The sequence below is a fragment of the Prauserella flavalba genome, from assembly GCF_003202235.1.
GTDB lineage: Bacteria > Actinomycetota > Actinomycetes > Mycobacteriales > Pseudonocardiaceae > Prauserella_A > Prauserella_A flavalba.
The window spans coordinates 162385-177435 of the sequence record NZ_MASU01000006.1 but is presented as its reverse complement, the minus strand read 5'-3'; the positions used below and the strand labels follow the sequence as shown (position 1 = coordinate 177435).

At 71.1% G+C, this 15051-nt stretch carries 16 protein-coding genes; 6 read left to right on the top strand and 10 right to left on the bottom strand.

What is annotated here, in order from left to right:
- Positions 1–30: 30 nt before the first annotated feature.
- The 8 genes from trpS to BA062_RS16820 form a co-directional block, all read right to left on the bottom strand.
- The gene (gene trpS, locus BA062_RS16855; RefSeq protein ID WP_110337717.1) at positions 31–1014 is read right to left on the bottom strand and encodes a tryptophan--tRNA ligase; all 984 of its coding nucleotides are present in this window, start codon (positions 1012–1014) and stop codon (positions 31–33) included.
- A 158-nt stretch (positions 1015–1172) separates the two neighbouring features.
- Complete coding sequence (locus BA062_RS16850) at positions 1173–1610, bottom strand: SgcJ/EcaC family oxidoreductase (protein ID WP_110337715.1); 438 nt, start codon at positions 1608–1610, stop codon at positions 1173–1175.
- A 22-nt stretch (positions 1611–1632) separates the two neighbouring features.
- Entirely contained in the window at positions 1633–2709 is a 1077-nt protein-coding gene (locus BA062_RS16845; protein WP_110337713.1) for an alpha/beta fold hydrolase, read from the bottom strand.
- Positions 2710–2739: 30 nt separating this feature from the next.
- A complete protein-coding gene (locus tag BA062_RS16840) occupies positions 2740–3267 on the bottom strand; it encodes a GNAT family N-acetyltransferase (protein ID WP_110337711.1) in 528 nt (175 codons plus the stop codon).
- Between the two features lie 127 nt (positions 3268–3394).
- On the bottom strand, positions 3395–4546 hold the full coding sequence (locus tag BA062_RS16835; protein ID WP_110337709.1) for an acyl-CoA dehydrogenase family protein: 1152 nt from the start codon (positions 4544–4546) through the stop codon (positions 3395–3397).
- Positions 4543–6525, bottom strand: coding sequence for an acetyl/propionyl/methylcrotonyl-CoA carboxylase subunit alpha (locus tag BA062_RS16830; protein ID WP_110337707.1), 1983 nt, complete (start codon positions 6523–6525; stop codon positions 4543–4545). The genes BA062_RS16835 and BA062_RS16830 overlap by 4 nt, the downstream gene beginning before the upstream one ends.
- A gap of 8 nt (positions 6526–6533) precedes the next feature.
- Positions 6534–8147, bottom strand: coding sequence for a carboxyl transferase domain-containing protein (locus tag BA062_RS16825; RefSeq protein ID WP_110337705.1), 1614 nt, complete (start codon positions 8145–8147; stop codon positions 6534–6536).
- Positions 8148–8230: 83 nt separating this feature from the next.
- Positions 8231–9019, bottom strand: a complete 789-nt coding sequence (locus tag BA062_RS16820; protein ID WP_110337703.1) for an SGNH/GDSL hydrolase family protein — start codon at positions 9017–9019, stop codon at positions 8231–8233.
- Positions 9020–9172: 153 nt separating this feature from the next.
- On the opposite strand from BA062_RS16820, the gene BA062_RS16815 reads away from it, so the two are divergent.
- The 3 genes from BA062_RS16815 (at position 9173) to BA062_RS16805 (ending at position 11054) form a co-directional block, all read left to right on the top strand.
- Complete coding sequence (locus BA062_RS16815; RefSeq protein WP_110337701.1) at positions 9173–9763, top strand: SACE_7040 family transcriptional regulator; 591 nt, start codon at positions 9173–9175, stop codon at positions 9761–9763.
- Positions 9764–9810: 47 nt separating this feature from the next.
- On the top strand, positions 9811–10317 hold the full coding sequence (locus tag BA062_RS16810; protein ID WP_110337699.1) for a hypothetical protein: 507 nt from the start codon (positions 9811–9813) through the stop codon (positions 10315–10317).
- 209 nt (positions 10318–10526) lie between these two features.
- Positions 10527–11054, top strand: a complete 528-nt coding sequence (locus tag BA062_RS16805) for a hypothetical protein (protein ID WP_110337697.1) — start codon at positions 10527–10529, stop codon at positions 11052–11054.
- 4 nt (positions 11055–11058) lie between these two features.
- On the opposite strand, the gene BA062_RS16800 is transcribed toward BA062_RS16805, so the two are convergent.
- The gene (locus tag BA062_RS16800; RefSeq protein ID WP_110337695.1) at positions 11059–11445 is read right to left on the bottom strand and encodes a VOC family protein; all 387 of its coding nucleotides are present in this window, start codon (positions 11443–11445) and stop codon (positions 11059–11061) included.
- A 62-nt stretch (positions 11446–11507) separates the two neighbouring features.
- Between BA062_RS16800 and BA062_RS16795 the strand changes: the two genes are divergently transcribed.
- From BA062_RS16795 to BA062_RS16785, 3 genes are read left to right on the top strand one after another with little or no spacing between them, the layout of a single operon-like run.
- Positions 11508–11864: a PadR family transcriptional regulator gene (locus BA062_RS16795; RefSeq protein WP_110337694.1), complete on the top strand. Its 357-nt coding sequence runs from the start codon at positions 11508–11510 to the stop codon at positions 11862–11864.
- Positions 11861–12307 (top strand): VOC family protein, encoded by a 447-nt coding sequence (locus BA062_RS16790; RefSeq protein ID WP_110337692.1) that lies wholly within the window; start codon positions 11861–11863, stop codon positions 12305–12307. The genes BA062_RS16795 and BA062_RS16790 overlap by 4 nt, the downstream gene beginning before the upstream one ends.
- Entirely contained in the window at positions 12307–13866 is a 1560-nt protein-coding gene (locus BA062_RS16785) for a PucR family transcriptional regulator (protein ID WP_110337690.1), read from the top strand. Before BA062_RS16790 ends, BA062_RS16785 begins: the two co-directional genes overlap by 1 nt.
- A 129-nt stretch (positions 13867–13995) precedes the next feature.
- Here BA062_RS16785 and BA062_RS16780 read toward each other — a convergent pair whose 3' ends face one another.
- Positions 13996–14955 carry a zinc-binding dehydrogenase gene (locus tag BA062_RS16780; RefSeq protein WP_110337688.1) on the bottom strand — a complete coding sequence of 320 codons (960 nt, stop codon included), beginning with the start codon at positions 14953–14955 and terminating at the stop codon, positions 13996–13998.
- Between the last annotated feature and the right edge of the window lie 96 nt (positions 14956–15051).

The window sequence follows — 15051 nt, the reverse complement described above, 5'->3', positions numbered from 1 at the left end:
CACCCGCTCCCAGCGCGCCTGGCAGGAGAGCTAGCTGTAGACCATCCCCATGCGGTCACGGACGGCCTCGAGCGTGCGGTCCGCGACCGCGTTCGCCTTCTCGTTGCCCGCGCACAGGATCCGGCGCAACTCACCGCGGTCACGGGCGAGCTCGGCGCGCCTCGCCCGGATCGGCCGCAGGTGCTCGTTGAGCGCCTCGGTGACCACGGCCTTGAGCCGTCCCGCACCGCCGTCGCCCACCTCCTCGGCCACGTCCTCGGGTCGGCGGTCCTGGCACAGCGCGGCCAGCAGCACCAGGCTCGACACCTCGGGCCTGCGCTCCGGCTCGTAGGTAATCACGCGCTCCGCGTCGGTCTTCGCCCGCCGGATCAGGTTCGCCGTCTCGTCCTCGCCCGCACCGAGCGCGATCGCGTTTTCCCTGCTCTTGCTCATCTTCCTGCCGTCGACGCCGAGCAGGGCCGGCGCCTCCCCGAGCAGCGCCTCGGGCTCGGTGAACAGCTGCCCGTAGCGCTCGTTGAACCGGCGGGCGAGCAGCCGGGTCAGCTCCAGGTGCGGCAGCTGGTCCTGGCCTACCGGCACGACATCGGCGCCGCAGAACAGGATGTCGGCCGCCTGGTGCACGGGGTAAGTGAACATCAGCCCGCTGACACGTGCCTGCCTGCTCGCCGCGATCTCGTCCTTCACGGTCGGGTTTCGCCGCAGCTCCGCGACGCTCACGAGACTCAGCAGCGGCAGCAGGAGCTGGTTGAGCGACGCGACGTGGCTGTGGGTGAAGATCGTGCTCGCGGCAGGGTCGATGCCCACCGCGAGGTAGTCGAGCAGCAGTTCCTCCACGTACTCCTGGAGGTTCTCGGCGACGTCGCGGTCGGTGAGCACCTGGTAGTCGGCGATCACGACGAACAGGTCGGCGCCCTGCCCTTGCAGGCGGACCCGGTTACGCAGGCTGCCGAAGTAATGTCCGATGTGGAGCGGTCCGGTGGGCCGGTCGCCCGTCAGCACCCGGATGCCGGTCATGGCTACCCCTTCGAGGTCAGGGGCGGTCTTCGAGCCGGCCGGGAACGCGGATCCGCCGCGGGGGCCGTACGAAGACGGCCCGGATTTCGCGCATGCGGAAGTGGTGGCCGTCCTAGGACAGCCACCACCACTCGCGGCGGATGGTCATGCGCGCCAGTCTACCCCGTCTTCTCCGGTACGAGGGTGTTCTGCCTCGCGATCACCCACCAGCGGCCGTCCTCCTTCACCAGCACGTACAGGGCGACCATCGCGTGGTCCAGATCGATCAGCTCCCCCGTGGCGTCCGTCGCCCGCGCACCCTTGTGCGCGAGCGCGACATCGGGCCGGACGAACAGGACATCGAACAGTTCGTAGCTCGCGTACTGGTCGCGCAGGAACCCCGCCAGCCCCGCGCGGTTGGCCTCGAGCAGGGCGTCCCGGCCGGACAGCCGCACGCCCAAGGCGTTCACGACCGTCGCATTGCGGGCGAAGTGCGCGGTCAGCAGGTCGGCGTCGTTGGTGTTGTAGGCGGTCTCGGTGTCGGCGATGATCTGCCTGATCTCCGCGAGGTCGGCCTCGTGCTCGGAGCGGTCCTCGATGATGGGTGCTGGGCTCATTCCGCCAGCCTGCAACCTCCAGCTAACTGGAGGTCAACTGCGCGTCGAGGAACGAGTCGACGTAGCGCCACGTCGTCCCGCGCGCCCTGCGGCCCGTCAGCACGCCGAGGTGCCCGCCGGGAGCGACCTCGAACCGCACCTGCGGCGCGTTGTCCAGCAGGCCGACCAGCCGCTCGACGGCGCGCCGCGGCGCGATCGTGTCGTTCTCGCCCGCGATCACGAGCGTGGGGACCTTGACGCCGGAGAGCGAGATCACCCTGCCGCCGAGGTCCACGCTGCCCTCCGCGAGGTCGTTGGCGCGGAAGAACCGGTGGTAGAGCTGGCCGAACGTCCGGCCGGGGTAGGCGATCATGTTGTCCATGAAATGGTCGACGGCCTCGATCTGGGCGAGGAAGTCGCGGTCGTCGAGGTTGCGCAGGATCGCGAGCGGCTTGGTGATCTCCTTGTTGAAGCCCGTCGCCCTGAAGACCTTGCTGACCAAATAGGACGGTGCCCCGCCGAGGGCCCGGTAGAACGGCGTGAGCAGGTGCCCTCCGGTGAACTCCACGAGCGGCCGGAACGGCGCCACCAGCGGGATGGCCGTGAAGTCGAAGGGCGACGCGATGGTGGTGATCGACTCGACCGGCAGCTTCGGCTGGTCGGCCGTGGTGAGCAGGGAGAAGATGCCGCCGAGGCACCACGCGACGACGTGCACGCCCTGGCCGCCGGAGTCGGCGCTGACCTTGCGGATCGCCCTGGGCAGCACCTCCTCGATCCAGTGTTCGATGCCGAGGCGCCGGTCGGAGAACGCGACGTTGCCGTAGTCGACGAGGTAGGTCCGCCTGCCGCCCTCCACGAGGTGCTCGGCGAGGCTGCAGCCGCGGCGCAGGTCGAAGCACAGCGCGGGTGCGGCCAGCGGTGGCACGAGCAGCACGGGAGGCCCGGAGGGCGCACGTCCGCCGCCGGTGCCGGTGAGCCGGTAGACCGACCGGTTGGGCCCCTGGTCGATGAGCACCCTCGGCACCGGGCGCAGGTCGGCGACACCGCCCCGCAGCACCTTCGCCGCCACGTTGGACGCCGCCGACACCAGTCGCGCGGGCGGTGATGTCGGTGATGTCATCGCGTCTCCCCTCGGCCTGCCAGGGATACGTTAACCCACGCCCGCGCCGTCGAGCCGGTCCTCGAAGACCTGGCCGGTCCAGTCCCCCACGTGGAACCGCTCAGTGGGCGTGAATCCCTGCCCGGTGTAGTAGCGCACGAGCGCACCGTCACCACCGGCCCAGCAGTCGACGCGCACGAGGCCGATGCCGCGCCTGCGTGCCTCGTCCCGCGCGTGGCGGAGCAGGAAGGAGCCGACGCCCCGCCCGGTGTGCCGTCGCGCGGTGATCAGCAGGTCGATGTAGAGCTCGCGCTCGGTGACCGGTGGGATGTGGGCGGGCGGCTGCTCGGTGAGGATGAGCGCGCCCGCGGCGTCGCCGTCGAGCTCGGCGATCAGCAGTTTGCCGCCGCTGGCCATGCCGTTGACGCGCTCGACGCGCTTCGGGTCCTGCGACCACGGCGTCGAGCCCCACTGACCCTCCCGGCCACGCTCGGTGAGCCACGCGACCGCGCCGTCGAACATCGCCAGCAGGAGGCCGGCGTCGGCGGCGACGCCGGGCCGGATCGTCGGTTCCGTCATAGCGCGATGAGGATACGCGGCGCCCAACCCGCCCCACGGCCGGCAGGGGCCACCCCGTCCGCAGTGAAGGCCACCTTCACTGCGTTGAACGCAGGCAAGGTGGCCTTCATTGCGGTCGAGGGGGGACTCAGCGCAGGCCGAGTTCCCTCGCGATGAGCATGCGCTGCACCTCGCTCGTACCCTCGCCGACCTCGAGGATCTTCGCGTCGCGGTAGAACCGGCCCACGGCGAACTCGTTCATGAAGCCGTAGCCGCCGAAGATCTGCGTCGCGTCGCGGGAGTTGTCCATCGCCGCGTTGGACGACGCCAGCTTGGCGATCGCCGCCTCCTTCTTGAACGGCTCGCCGCGCAGCATCTTCGAGGCCGCCTCGTAGTACGCCAGCCGCGCGGTGTGCGCGCGCAGCTCCATGTCGGCGATCTTGAACTGGATCGCCTGGTAGGAGCCGATCTTGTTGCCGAACGCCTCGCGCTCGCCGACGTAGCGCAGGCACTCGTCCACACAGCCCTGCGCGAGTCCGACGCCCAGCGCGGCGATCGCGATCCTGCCTTCATCCAGAATGGACAGGAACTGCGCGTAGCCGCGCCCGCGCTCGCCCACGAGGTTCTCCTCGGGCACGCGGCAGTCGGAGAACGCCAGCTCGTGCGTGTCGGAGGCGTTCCAGCCGACCTTCGAGTACTTCGGCGCCACCGTGAACCCGGGCGTGCCCGACGGCACGATGATCGCCGAGATCTCCTTGCGCCCGCCTGCCTCGCCCGTGATGGCCGTGATGGTCACCAGACGCGTGATGTCGGTGCCGGAGTTGGTGATGAACGCCTTGCTGCCGTTGATCACCCATTCTCCGTTGTCGAGCTTGGCCGTGGTGCGCGTGGCGCCCGCGTCGGAGCCGCCACCCGGCTCGGTGAGCCCGAACCCACCGAGCGCCTCACCCGAGCACAGGGCGGGCAGCCACTCGCGTTTCTGCTCGGCGGAGCCGAAGCGGTAGATCGGCATCGCGCCGAGCGAGACGCCGGCCTCCAGCGTCACCGCCACGGACGAGTCGACGCGCGCCAACTCCTCCAACGCGAGGCACAGTGCGAAGTAGTCGCCGCCCATGCCGCCGTACTCCTCAGGGAAGGGCAGGCCGAACAGGCCCATCTCGCCCATCTTCGCGACGAGCGGGTACGGGAACTCCTCGCGCTCGTAGTAGCCGCCGATCACCGGCGACACCTCGTTCTGCGCGAAGTCGTGGACGGTCTTGCGCAGGGCCTCGTACTCGTCGTCGAGCCTGAAGTCGATCATGATGCGTGCTCCTCGGGGGTGACCAGGGCGAGTGCCTCGTCCAGCGCGACCTGCTGGCCTGCCTGGACGTGGAGTTCGGTGACGACGCCGTCGACCGGCGCGGTGATGGTGTGCTCCATCTTCATGGCCTCGACGACGAGCAGCGGCGCTCCCGCCGCCACGACGTCGCCCTTGGCGACCTTGACCACGAGCACCGTGCCGGGCATGGGGCTCGTGACGGGTCCGGCCTCTGCGTCCTCGGCGTGGGAAGCCAGCAGGTTCGGCCGCTCGCCGAGCGCGACGCCGCGGCCCTCACGGGCGAGCCACACCGTGCCGTCCGGCGACTCGGCGCGCCGGTAGCGCAGGTACTCGCCGTCGTGGCGCATGGCGAGCCCCGCCGCGGTGCGCTCGGCCGATGCCTCGACGGGCTCGGCGTCGCCGATGCTCACGCGCGCGTCCTCGGGGGAGCCCTCCACGCGCACGAGCGACTCGGTCTGCTCGGCCCGCAGCCGGAACGTCACGCTCGCGCTCGCGCCGAGCCGCCAGCCGCTCGGCACGTCCCAGGGGTCCACCACGGGACCGCTCGGGTACAGCGCCAGCAGGCGGTCGAGCGCGCCCGCGACGAGGAAGTCGCCGGGCACGCCGTCGGACACGAGCGCGGACAGCTTGCGTTCCACGAGCCCGGTGTCGAGGTCGCCCGCCCGCACGTCGGGGTCCTGCAGCAACGCGCGGAGGAACGCGACGTTGGTGTGCACGCCGAGCACCGCGGTGTCGGCGAGCGCCCGGTCGAGCCGGTGCAGCGCCGAGGCGCGGTCGGGGCCCCACGCGATCACCTTCGCGAGCATCGGATCGTAGTTGGAGCCGACCACGCTGCCCTCGGAGAGCCCGGAGTCCACGCGCACGCCGGTGCCCGACGGCTCCGCGAGCCCGAGCACCGTGCCGCCCGTGGGGATGAAGCCGCGCGTGGGATCTTCGGCGTAGACGCGGGCTTCCACGGCGTGGCCTTCGAGGCGGACGTCCTGCTGGCTCACGCCCAGCGGCTCCCCCGCCGCGACGCGCAGCTGCCACTCGACCAGGTCGAGGCCCGTCACCAGTTCGGTCACCGGGTGCTCCACCTGCAGCCGCGTGTTCATCTCCAGGAAGAAGAACTCGTCCGGCCGGGCCGAGGAAACGATGAACTCGACCGTGCCGGCGCCGACGTAGCCGACCGAGCGGGCGGCCTCCACGGCCGAGGAACCCATCCGCTCCCGCGTCGCCTCGTCCAGCAGCGCCGACGGAGCCTCCTCGATGATCTTCTGGTGCCGCCGCTGCAGGCTGCACTCGCGCTCGCCGAGGTGGATCACGTTGCCGTGCGCATCGGCCAGCACCTGGATCTCGATGTGCCGCGGGCTCTCCACGAACCGCTCGACCAGCAGCCGGTCGTCGCCGAACGCGCCCCTGGCCTCGCGCTGCGCGGACTCGACGGCCTCGGCCAGCTCGCCGGGCTCCGTCACCAGCCGCATGCCCTTGCCGCCACCGCCAGCGGAGGGCTTGAGCAGCACCGGGTAGCCGACCCGCTCGGCGGCGGCGGCGATGTCGCCCACAGTGTCCACACCGGACTCGCCGGGAACGACGGGAACGCCGGCGGCCGAGACCGTGGCCTTGGCGCGGATCTTGTCGCCCATCGCGTCGATCGCGCTCACGGGCGGGCCGACGAACACCAGGCCTGCCTCCTCGCAGGCCTTCGCGAACGCGGCGTTCTCGGAGAGGAAGCCGTAGCCCGGGTGCACGGCCTGCGCCCCGGACTCCACCGCGGCACGCACTACGTCGGGCAGGGACAGGTAGCTCCTCGCCGCCTCGGCCGGGCCGATCCGCACGGCGGCGTCGGCCTCCCGCACGTGCCGCGCCCCGGCGTCGGCATCGCTGTAGACGGCGACCGAGCGGATCCCCATGCGCCGCAACGTGCCGATGACGCGGACGGCGATCTCCCCGCGGTTGGCGACCAGAACTGTGTCGAACATGTGTCCCCTCACATCCGGAAGACGCCGTAGCCGACGGGTTCGAGCGGCGCGTTGGCCGCTGCGGACAGCGCAAGCCCCAGCGTCATGCGCGTGTCGAGCGGGTCGATCACGCCGTCATCCCACAGCCGGGCCGTCGAGTAGTACGGGTTGCCCTGCTCCTCGTACTGCGCGCGGATCGGGTCCTTGAACGCCTCTTCGTCCTCAGTGGACCATTCGGTGCCCTTGGCCTCCATCGCGTCCCTGCGCACGGTGGCGAGCACCGAGGCCGCCTGCTCGCCGCCCATCACGGAGATCCGCGCGTTCGGCCACATCCACAGGAACCGGGGCGAGTAGGCCCGCCCGCACATCGAGTAGTTCCCCGCGCCGAACGAACCGCCGATGATCACGGTGAACTTGGGCACGCGCGCGCACGCTACCGCGGTGACCATCTTGGCGCCGTGCTTGGCGATGCCGCCCGCCTCGTAGTCCTTTCCGACCATGAACCCGGTGATGTTCTGCAGGAACAGCAACGGGATCGAGCGCTTGTCGCACAGCTCGATGAAGTGCGCGCCCTTCATCGCCGACTCGGCGAACAGCACGCCGTTGTTGGCGATGATGCCCACCGGGTGCCCGTGGATGCGCGCGAAGCCCGTGACGAGCGTGGCGCCGTACTCCTTCTTGAACTCGGCGAACCGGCTGCCGTCCACGATCCGGGCGATGACCTCGCGCACGTCGTAGGGCGTGCGCGGGTCGGTGGGCACCACGCCGTACAGCTCACGCGGGTCGAGCGCGGGCTCCTCGCTCGGCAGGACGTCCCACGGCCGGGACGGGCGCGGGCCGAGCGTCGACACGATCGAGCGCACGATGCGCAGCGCGTCCGCGTCGTCGGCGGCGAGGTGGTCGGTGACGCCGGACTGGCGGGCGTGCACGTCGCCGCCGCCGAGCTCCTCGGCCGTCACGACCTCACCGGTCGCGGCCTTCACCAGCGGCGGCCCGCCGAGGAAGATCGTGCCCTGGTTGCGCACGATCACGGCCTCGTCGCTCATCGCGGGCACGTACGCGCCGCCTGCCGTGCACGAGCCGAGCACGGCGGCGATCTGCGGGATTCCGCGCGCGGACATCGTGGCCTGGTTGTAGAAGATGCGGCCGAAGTGCTCGCGGTCGGGGAACACGTCGTCCTGCCGGGGCAGGAAGGCGCCGCCGGAGTCGACGAGGTAGACGCACGGGAGGTTGTTGTGCAGCGCCACCTCCTGCGCGCGCAGGTGCTTCTTGACCGTGACCGGGTAGTAGGTTCCGCCCTTCACCGTCGCGTCGTTGGCGACGACCACGCACTCGCGGCCGGACACGCGCCCGATGCCGGTGATGATCCCGGCCGAGGGCGCCTCGTCGTCGTAGAGGCCGGTGGCGGCGAGCGGCGAGAGCTCCAGAAACGGCGAGCCCGGGTCGAGCAGCGCGTCGACGCGGTCCCTCGGCAGGAGCTTGCCGCGTTCCACATGCCGGGCACGGGCCTTCTCGGATCCGCCGAGCCGGGCGACGGCGAGCCGCTTGCGGAGATCCTCGACGAGTTCGGCGTGCCCGCTGATATTACGGGCGAACGCGTCGCTCTGCGGATCGGCTGAGCTGGTGAGCGCCGGAGTGTCCATCCCACCCCTTTGGGGTTAGCTGCCGTTAACGTCACTGAGGATGTTAACGCTAGCTAACCCCGGCGTCCAGGTCCCGGGCGGGCTCAGCCGGTGACGGCCTCCAGGGCGGGCAGGTAACCGAGCGCCTGACCGTTCACATTCGGGTGGTAGGACTCGTCGACGGGCCAGGTGAGGCTCTTGAGCCACCAGTCGCTCGAGCAGATCTCGTGGCCGGTGAACGGCTCGCGCACGTCGACGAACGTGAAGCCCGCGGCGCCGGCACGCTGCCCGGTCACCTCGGCGAGCGCGTCGGCACCGGAGTTGATCGCCTCGCGCTTGACCTCGCTCAACCCGGCTTCGCACGACCCGCCCAGCTGGTAGAAGCGCGGGTAGCCGAGCACCACGATCTCCGCGTTCGGCGCCTTGCTCCGCAGCGTCGAGTACACGTTGTCGAGCAGGCCGGGCAGCGTTCCGGTGACGAACGCCTTCGCCTCCTCGACGCGATCGACGCACGCCTGGTCGCCGCCGAGCGTGCAGTCGGTCATCACGTCGGTGAAGCCGGCGTCGTTGCCACCGACCGAGACGGTGACCAGGGTCGTCGCCGCCGACAGCGCGTCGGCCTGTGCGAGCACATCGTCCGTGCGCGCGCCGAGGCACGCGACGAACTGGAAGTCCGTGGCGCCGTGGGAATCCGCCCACAGCTGTGGATAGGCGTTGGCACTGCGCTTACAGGAACCCGAGTCGCCGTACTCCCCGGCGCCGACGCCGGAGGAGTAGGAGTCGCCGAGCGCGACGTAGCTGACCGCCTGGGCGGCGGAGGTGATCGCGCTGCCCACCAGCACCAGCGAGGCGACCACGAGAACGGAGAGAAATCGAAAAGCCTTCACCAGCATGGCGGACCCCTTCGTCAATCACTGACGAGGAGAACCATTACCAGCCGCAACGGCACCGTGGAAGGCGACCGATCGGGAGTTGACCCGACCGGTTCAAGCCGGAAGTCGGGCGGATGTTAGCGCTCGCTAACCACGCTGCCCTAGACTGACGCGATGTCCCACGGTTCCGCACCCCTCTCCGGCGGGGAGAAGGCCAGCAGGCGCGAACAGATCCTCGCGGCCGCGGCCGAACTCTTCGCCCAGCACGGTTTCCACGGGGTGGGCATCGACGACATCGGCGCGGCCGTCGGAATCTCCGGACCGGCGCTGTACCGGCATTTCCGCAGCAAGGACGCCATGCTCGGCGAGATGCTGACCTCCATCAGCGAGTACCTCTTCGACGGCGGCAAAGCCCACGCGGATCGTTCCGGCGACGCCGACGAGATCCTCGCCGGGCTCGTGCGGTTCCACGTCGACTTCGCGCTTCAGCGGCCCGCGCTGATCACCGTGCAGGAACGCAACCTCGCGAACCTCACCGACACCGACCGCAAGCAGGTGCGGGCACTGCAACGGCGCTACGTCGAGGTGTGGGTCCGCGCACTGCGCGCCGCCGTGCCGAACCTTGACGAGCCGCACGCGCGTTCCGCCGCACACGCCGTCTTCGGGCTCATCAACTCGACGCCGCACAACCGGCACCTGCCCGACGACGAGCTCGCCGACCTGCTCTGCCGCCTCGCACTGGGTGCCCTCTACGCGGCCAAATGACGATCACCCCAGCGGGCGGCACCCAAACGGGCCCGCGCTGGTGTTTGATGGTGCACGTGCACGCGGACCGAAGCGAGAGCGACGAGGAGCCGGCCGGGCTCGTCGAGAAGGCGCAACGCGCTCTCGTCGCCATGCGCTTCGGCGACGACGACGAGGCTCTGACCGTGCTCGCGCCGTCGGCCGAGGAACGCATGGCCGACACCCGGGAGCTGATGCTGCTCCTGTTCGGCGCATGCAGCGCGATGGTCAGCACGCTCGGCGACGGCGGCTCCGCGCCGGTCAAGGTGCAGGTCTTCGACGAGGCAGGCGAGGAGGTCTCGATCGACCAGGCCGACCCGCCCGTGCGCACGGCTGTTCGCACCCTGCTCGCCGAGGTGCACGGCAACACCGAGGCCGCGCAGGAACAGGTGGAGATCGCGCTCGCCAGCGCGGCACCCGGCGAGGTGGACGCACTGATCCTGCAGGCCCTCCGCTGGACGATGCGCCTGTCCGCCGAATGCCTCGACCGCCGCCTCCCGGTGGCCGACTGGATCGCCGAAGCCCTGGCCGACTAGCAGGCAGCCGACCGCGCTGAACGCCACCTGCAGTCGCCGGCCGACTGCAGTGAAGGCCACCTTCACTGCGTTGAACGCAGTGAAGGTGGCCTTCACTGCGGATGGGTGGATGGATGGGTGGGGGCGGACCGGGTACCGCACCGTACGTAGGCGTAGGTGTCGATTGCGGGCCGACGACGCTACGGCGGCGTTTCGCGACGCTCGTTCGCATGGCTACCAAGACCCGGATCGAACCGCGTGTGAAGCTCGGCCGCGGCGCCCGCAAGTGGCTGCTGTTCGTCCACGTCGTCAGCTCGGTGGGCTGGATCGGCGTCGAGGCGTGCCTGCTGACCCTCGGCATCGTGGGCGTGTCCAGCACCGACCCGGCCGTCGTCACCGGCTCGTCCGTGATCGCGGGCGTGCTCGGCGGCACGTTCTACTTCCCGGTGAGCCTCGTCGCGCTGATCAGCGGGCTACTGCTGGGGATCGGCACGAAATGGGGACTGCTGCGCTACCACTGGGTGGTCGCGAAGCTGGTGCTCACGATCGCGCTGTACTTCGGCGGGAACCTGCTCGTGGTCCCCCGCTTCGTCGCCGCGGGCGAGGCCGTGGCCGACGGCGGCCAGGCGGGCGACGCCCGGACGCTGCTGGTGAGCGCCATGACCGCGGGGCTCGTGCTGCTGCTCGTGGCCACGCTGCTCTCGGTGTTCACGCCGGGAGGCAGGACGCCGTGGTACCGCGCGAAGCTCGCGCGCTGAGGGCTCAGCGTTGCTGGAGTGCGAAGCGGTTGCCCTCGGAGTCGAGGAACATCGACCACCAGCCCCACGGCTGCTGCACCGGCTTCGCGGGGAACTCGACCCCCTTGGCCGAGAGCTCCTCGTAGGTGCGCTCGATGTCGTCGGCGTAGAAGAAGAAGTTCGCGGTGGGCAGGTCGTCGCTCGCCGGTGCGCGGAAGGCGTCCTGCGGATCAGTGCTCAGTACCAGCGTGGTCTGCCCGTCCGGGGCGGTGACCTCGATCCAGCGGTTGCCCTTGTCGTCATAGGGCTCGTCGATGGCGACCGTGAAGCCCAGCATCTCCGTCCAGAACCGCTTCGCCCGCTGCTGGTCGCGCACCCCGATGACGACCTTGCTCACGCCTCGAATGGCCATGATGACTCCAATCGGAATATATCCACTACGGATACAACGAGATTGGAGTGTATGCTCCTCGCATGGCGAAGGGCAACCCGCCACCCATCACCCCGGCGGCGTTCCAGGTACTGCTGGCGCTCGCGCGCGGGCGCGCCCACGGCTACGGGATCATGGGCTTCGTCAGCGAGCTCACCGGCGGCTCCGTGCAGCTCGGCCCCGGCACCCTCTACCGCACGCTCTCCCGGCTGGCGGCCGACGGCCTCGTCGAGGAGGCTCCGGACATGAGCGAGGACCAGCCGCACGACGCGCGCCGCCGTTACTACCAGCTCACCGCGCGGGGCTGGGAGGCCGCCGCACGTGAGGCCGAGCTGATCCGGCGGCTCGCGGGCGCGGCCGCCGAGGCGGGCCTGCTCGGCAGGCAGGAGCGGTCGGCATGACCGCGCCGAGCCGGGCACTCGGGCTGGTGCCGCACCTCTTCGTCAAGGACGTCGACGAGGCGTTGTCCTTCTACGGCAAGGCGTTCGGCGCGGTCGAGCTGTTCCGCAACCGGCTGCCCGACGGCACGGTGCTGTTCGTCGAGGTCGCCATCGGCGACACCCGGCTGCTGGTGAGCCAGGAGATCCCGCAGCTCGACGCGCTCGCCCCCGCCACGCTCGGCGGCACCCCGATGCTGCTGACGCTGGAGACCGAGGACCCCGACGACCTGTTCCGCCGAGCCGTCTTCGCGGGCGCGACAGTGGAAGCACCCATCGAAGAGATGTTCTTCGGCGAACGCTACGGCCGCGTGGTCGACCCCGACGGGCACCGCTGGGCGCTCACCACCAAGCGCGAGCAGTTCACGCCCGAGGACATCGACGCGCGCACCCCGCCGGGGGTCTGATGGTCTCCGTGCGCGCCGTCGTGAACCGCGTGGGTCCCACACTGCTGCACGCGGTCCACCTACCGGCGGACTGCCCCGCCGTCACCGACGTCGTGATCGCCGAACCGGGCGCCGCCGGCCTGGGCGCCGGTGACCTGGTGCTCGCCGTCGCCGTGGCCGACGTCGCGGGCGCGACCGAACTGATCCGCGACAGCGCCGAGCACGACGCCGCCGCCGTGCTGCTGAAGCCGCCGCTGGCAGGCAAGCCCGCGATCCGGCGGGCCGCGAAACGCGCCGACATCGGGCTCATCGAGGTGCACGCCGCGACGTCGTGGGCCCAGCTCGTGTGGCTGCTGCGCACCGTGCTCGACGCGATCGCCGACGAGTCCGACACCCTGGAGAACGGCGACGACGCGGGCGCGAGCGATCTGTTCCGCCTCGCCGACGCGGTGGCGTCCGTTGTGGACGCTCCGGTGACAATCGAGGACACCAACTCCCGCGTGCTCGCCTACTCGGCACGGCAGGACGTCACCGATCCGGCGCGCGTCGCGACGATCATGGGCAGGCGGATTCCCGACGACGTGCTCGCCCGGTTCCGCTCGCGCGGCGTGTTCCGGGAGCTCACCAGGGGCAGGCAGACGATCTTCGTGCCGGGCCAGCGGGACGGCACGCTGCCGAGGCTGATCGTGCCCATCCGCATGGGCGGCGAGCTGCTCGGCTCGATGTGGGCAGTGGTTCCGGGGCCGGTGCCGGACGAGCGGGCCGCCGCGTTCGCCGATACCGCGCCCGTCGTCGCGCTGCACCTGCTGCGCAGGCGTGCGCACGCCGACGTGCAGCGCCGGGCGTCGGCCGAGCTGCTGCGGGCGCTGCTGCGCGGGGAGGTGAGCCCGCGCAAGGCCGTCGCCGAGCTGGACCTCACCGACGAACCGCACCGCGTCGTGGTGGTGGAGACGCCCGGAGGAGAGACCCTCGACGGCGAGGGGCTGCGGCTCGCGCTGCTGGAACGGATCTCGCAGGGCATCGGGCGCAGGCCCGTCGCCACCGAGGAGGCCGGGCTGCTCTACGCCGTCGTCCCTGACGGCGAGGGCCCGGGTACGTGGCCGGAGATCCGTTCCGCGCTCGCCGAAACCCCCACCGGGAAGGGACAGCTGCGGGCCGCGGCCGGTGGCGCGCGCGACCTCACCGACCTGTCGCGGTCGCGGGCGGAGGCCGAGGAGACGCTCGGACTGCTGCGCGCGGGCGTGCTGGCGGGCAGGGTGGTGTGCTTCGACGACGTGTGGACCGCACTGGTCCTGCACCGCGCGGCGACGGCGGCGAACGGCGCGCACGTGACCGAGCTGGGTCCACTGGGGACGATCCGCGCGTACGACACCGCCAACGGCACCGGCTACGTGGCGACGCTGTACGAGTGGCTGCGCCATCCCGGCGACCCGCGCACGGCGGCCACGGCCCTGCGGATCCACCCCAACACGTTGCGCTATCGCATGCGCAAGCTGCTCGAACTGGTCCCGCTCGACCTCGACGACCCCGACGTGCGCCTGGCCCTGCTTGCCCAGCTGACCGCCCTGCGCTGGGCGTGACCCCTCCGCAGTGAAGGCCACCTTCACTGCGCCCACCCGTCTCCCACCACCACCCAAGCGGAGACGCTGCGCGCCGCTGTGTTGGTTCAAGGCAGGCAAGGTGGCCTTCACTGCGGTCAGGGTGTCTGCTCAGGCGACTTCGAGCAGCGTCTTGCCGAGCGTGTCGCGCGACTCGATCGCCGCGTGCGCATCGGCGGCGCGCGCCAGCGGGAACCGCTGCCCGATCACCGGGCGCAGCCTGCCCGCCGCCGCCTCGGCGAGCGCAGTCTCGGCGAACCCGCGCAGCTCCTGCGGCGTCCCGCCGATTCCCCACCCGACCGTCACCCCGCGCTCGGCGGCGAGCTCGTCGGCGATCTCGGTCGGAGCCCCACTGGCCGCGCCGAACGTGACCATCCGGCCGCCGCGCCCGACCAGCTCGAACGCCGCCCTGCCGATGTCGCCGCCCACGGCGTCGAAGACGACGTCGACACCCCCGACGGCCTCGCGCACCCGGTCGGTCCAGTCCGGCTTACGGTAGTCCACCGTGAACTCAGCGCCGAGCTCCCAGGCGAGCTCCAGCTTGCGGTCACCGCCCGCCGCGGCGACCACGAGCGCACCCGCGTTGTTCGCGAGCTGCACCAGCAGGCTGCCCACGCCTCCCCCTGCGGCTTCGACCAGCACCCGCTCACCTCGCCGCAGCCCGGCGCCGTGCACGAGCAGCACCGCCGTGCGCCCGTCCGCCAGCAGCGCCACCGCGTCGTCGAGTCCGAGCCCCTCCGGCACCTCCACCACCATCGCCGCGTCGGCGACGGCCCGTTCGGCGTAACCCCCGTGCCCGCCGAGCGAGCTCACCACGCGCCTGCCCGCCAGCCCGGGGTCGACGCCCTCGCCGACCCTGGCGATGACCCCGCCGACCCCGTTGCCGGGGATCACGGGCGGCTCCACCCGGAACGGTCCGAAACCGGTGCGACGGAACTGCGTCTCGACGAACGTGATGTTCGCGAACGCCACCTCGATCAGCACCTGACCCGGCCCCGGCGCCGGGTCGGGGGCCTCCCCCTCGACCAGCATCCCGGGCTCGCCGAACTCCTTCAGCCAGACGGCTCTCATGGCACCCCTTCCGTGTGCGCCCAGCGTGCGACCTCGACTTAGCTAGAGGTCAAGCACTTGTGCTGCGACAACCACTTCGGGGGGCAAGCATTGTCG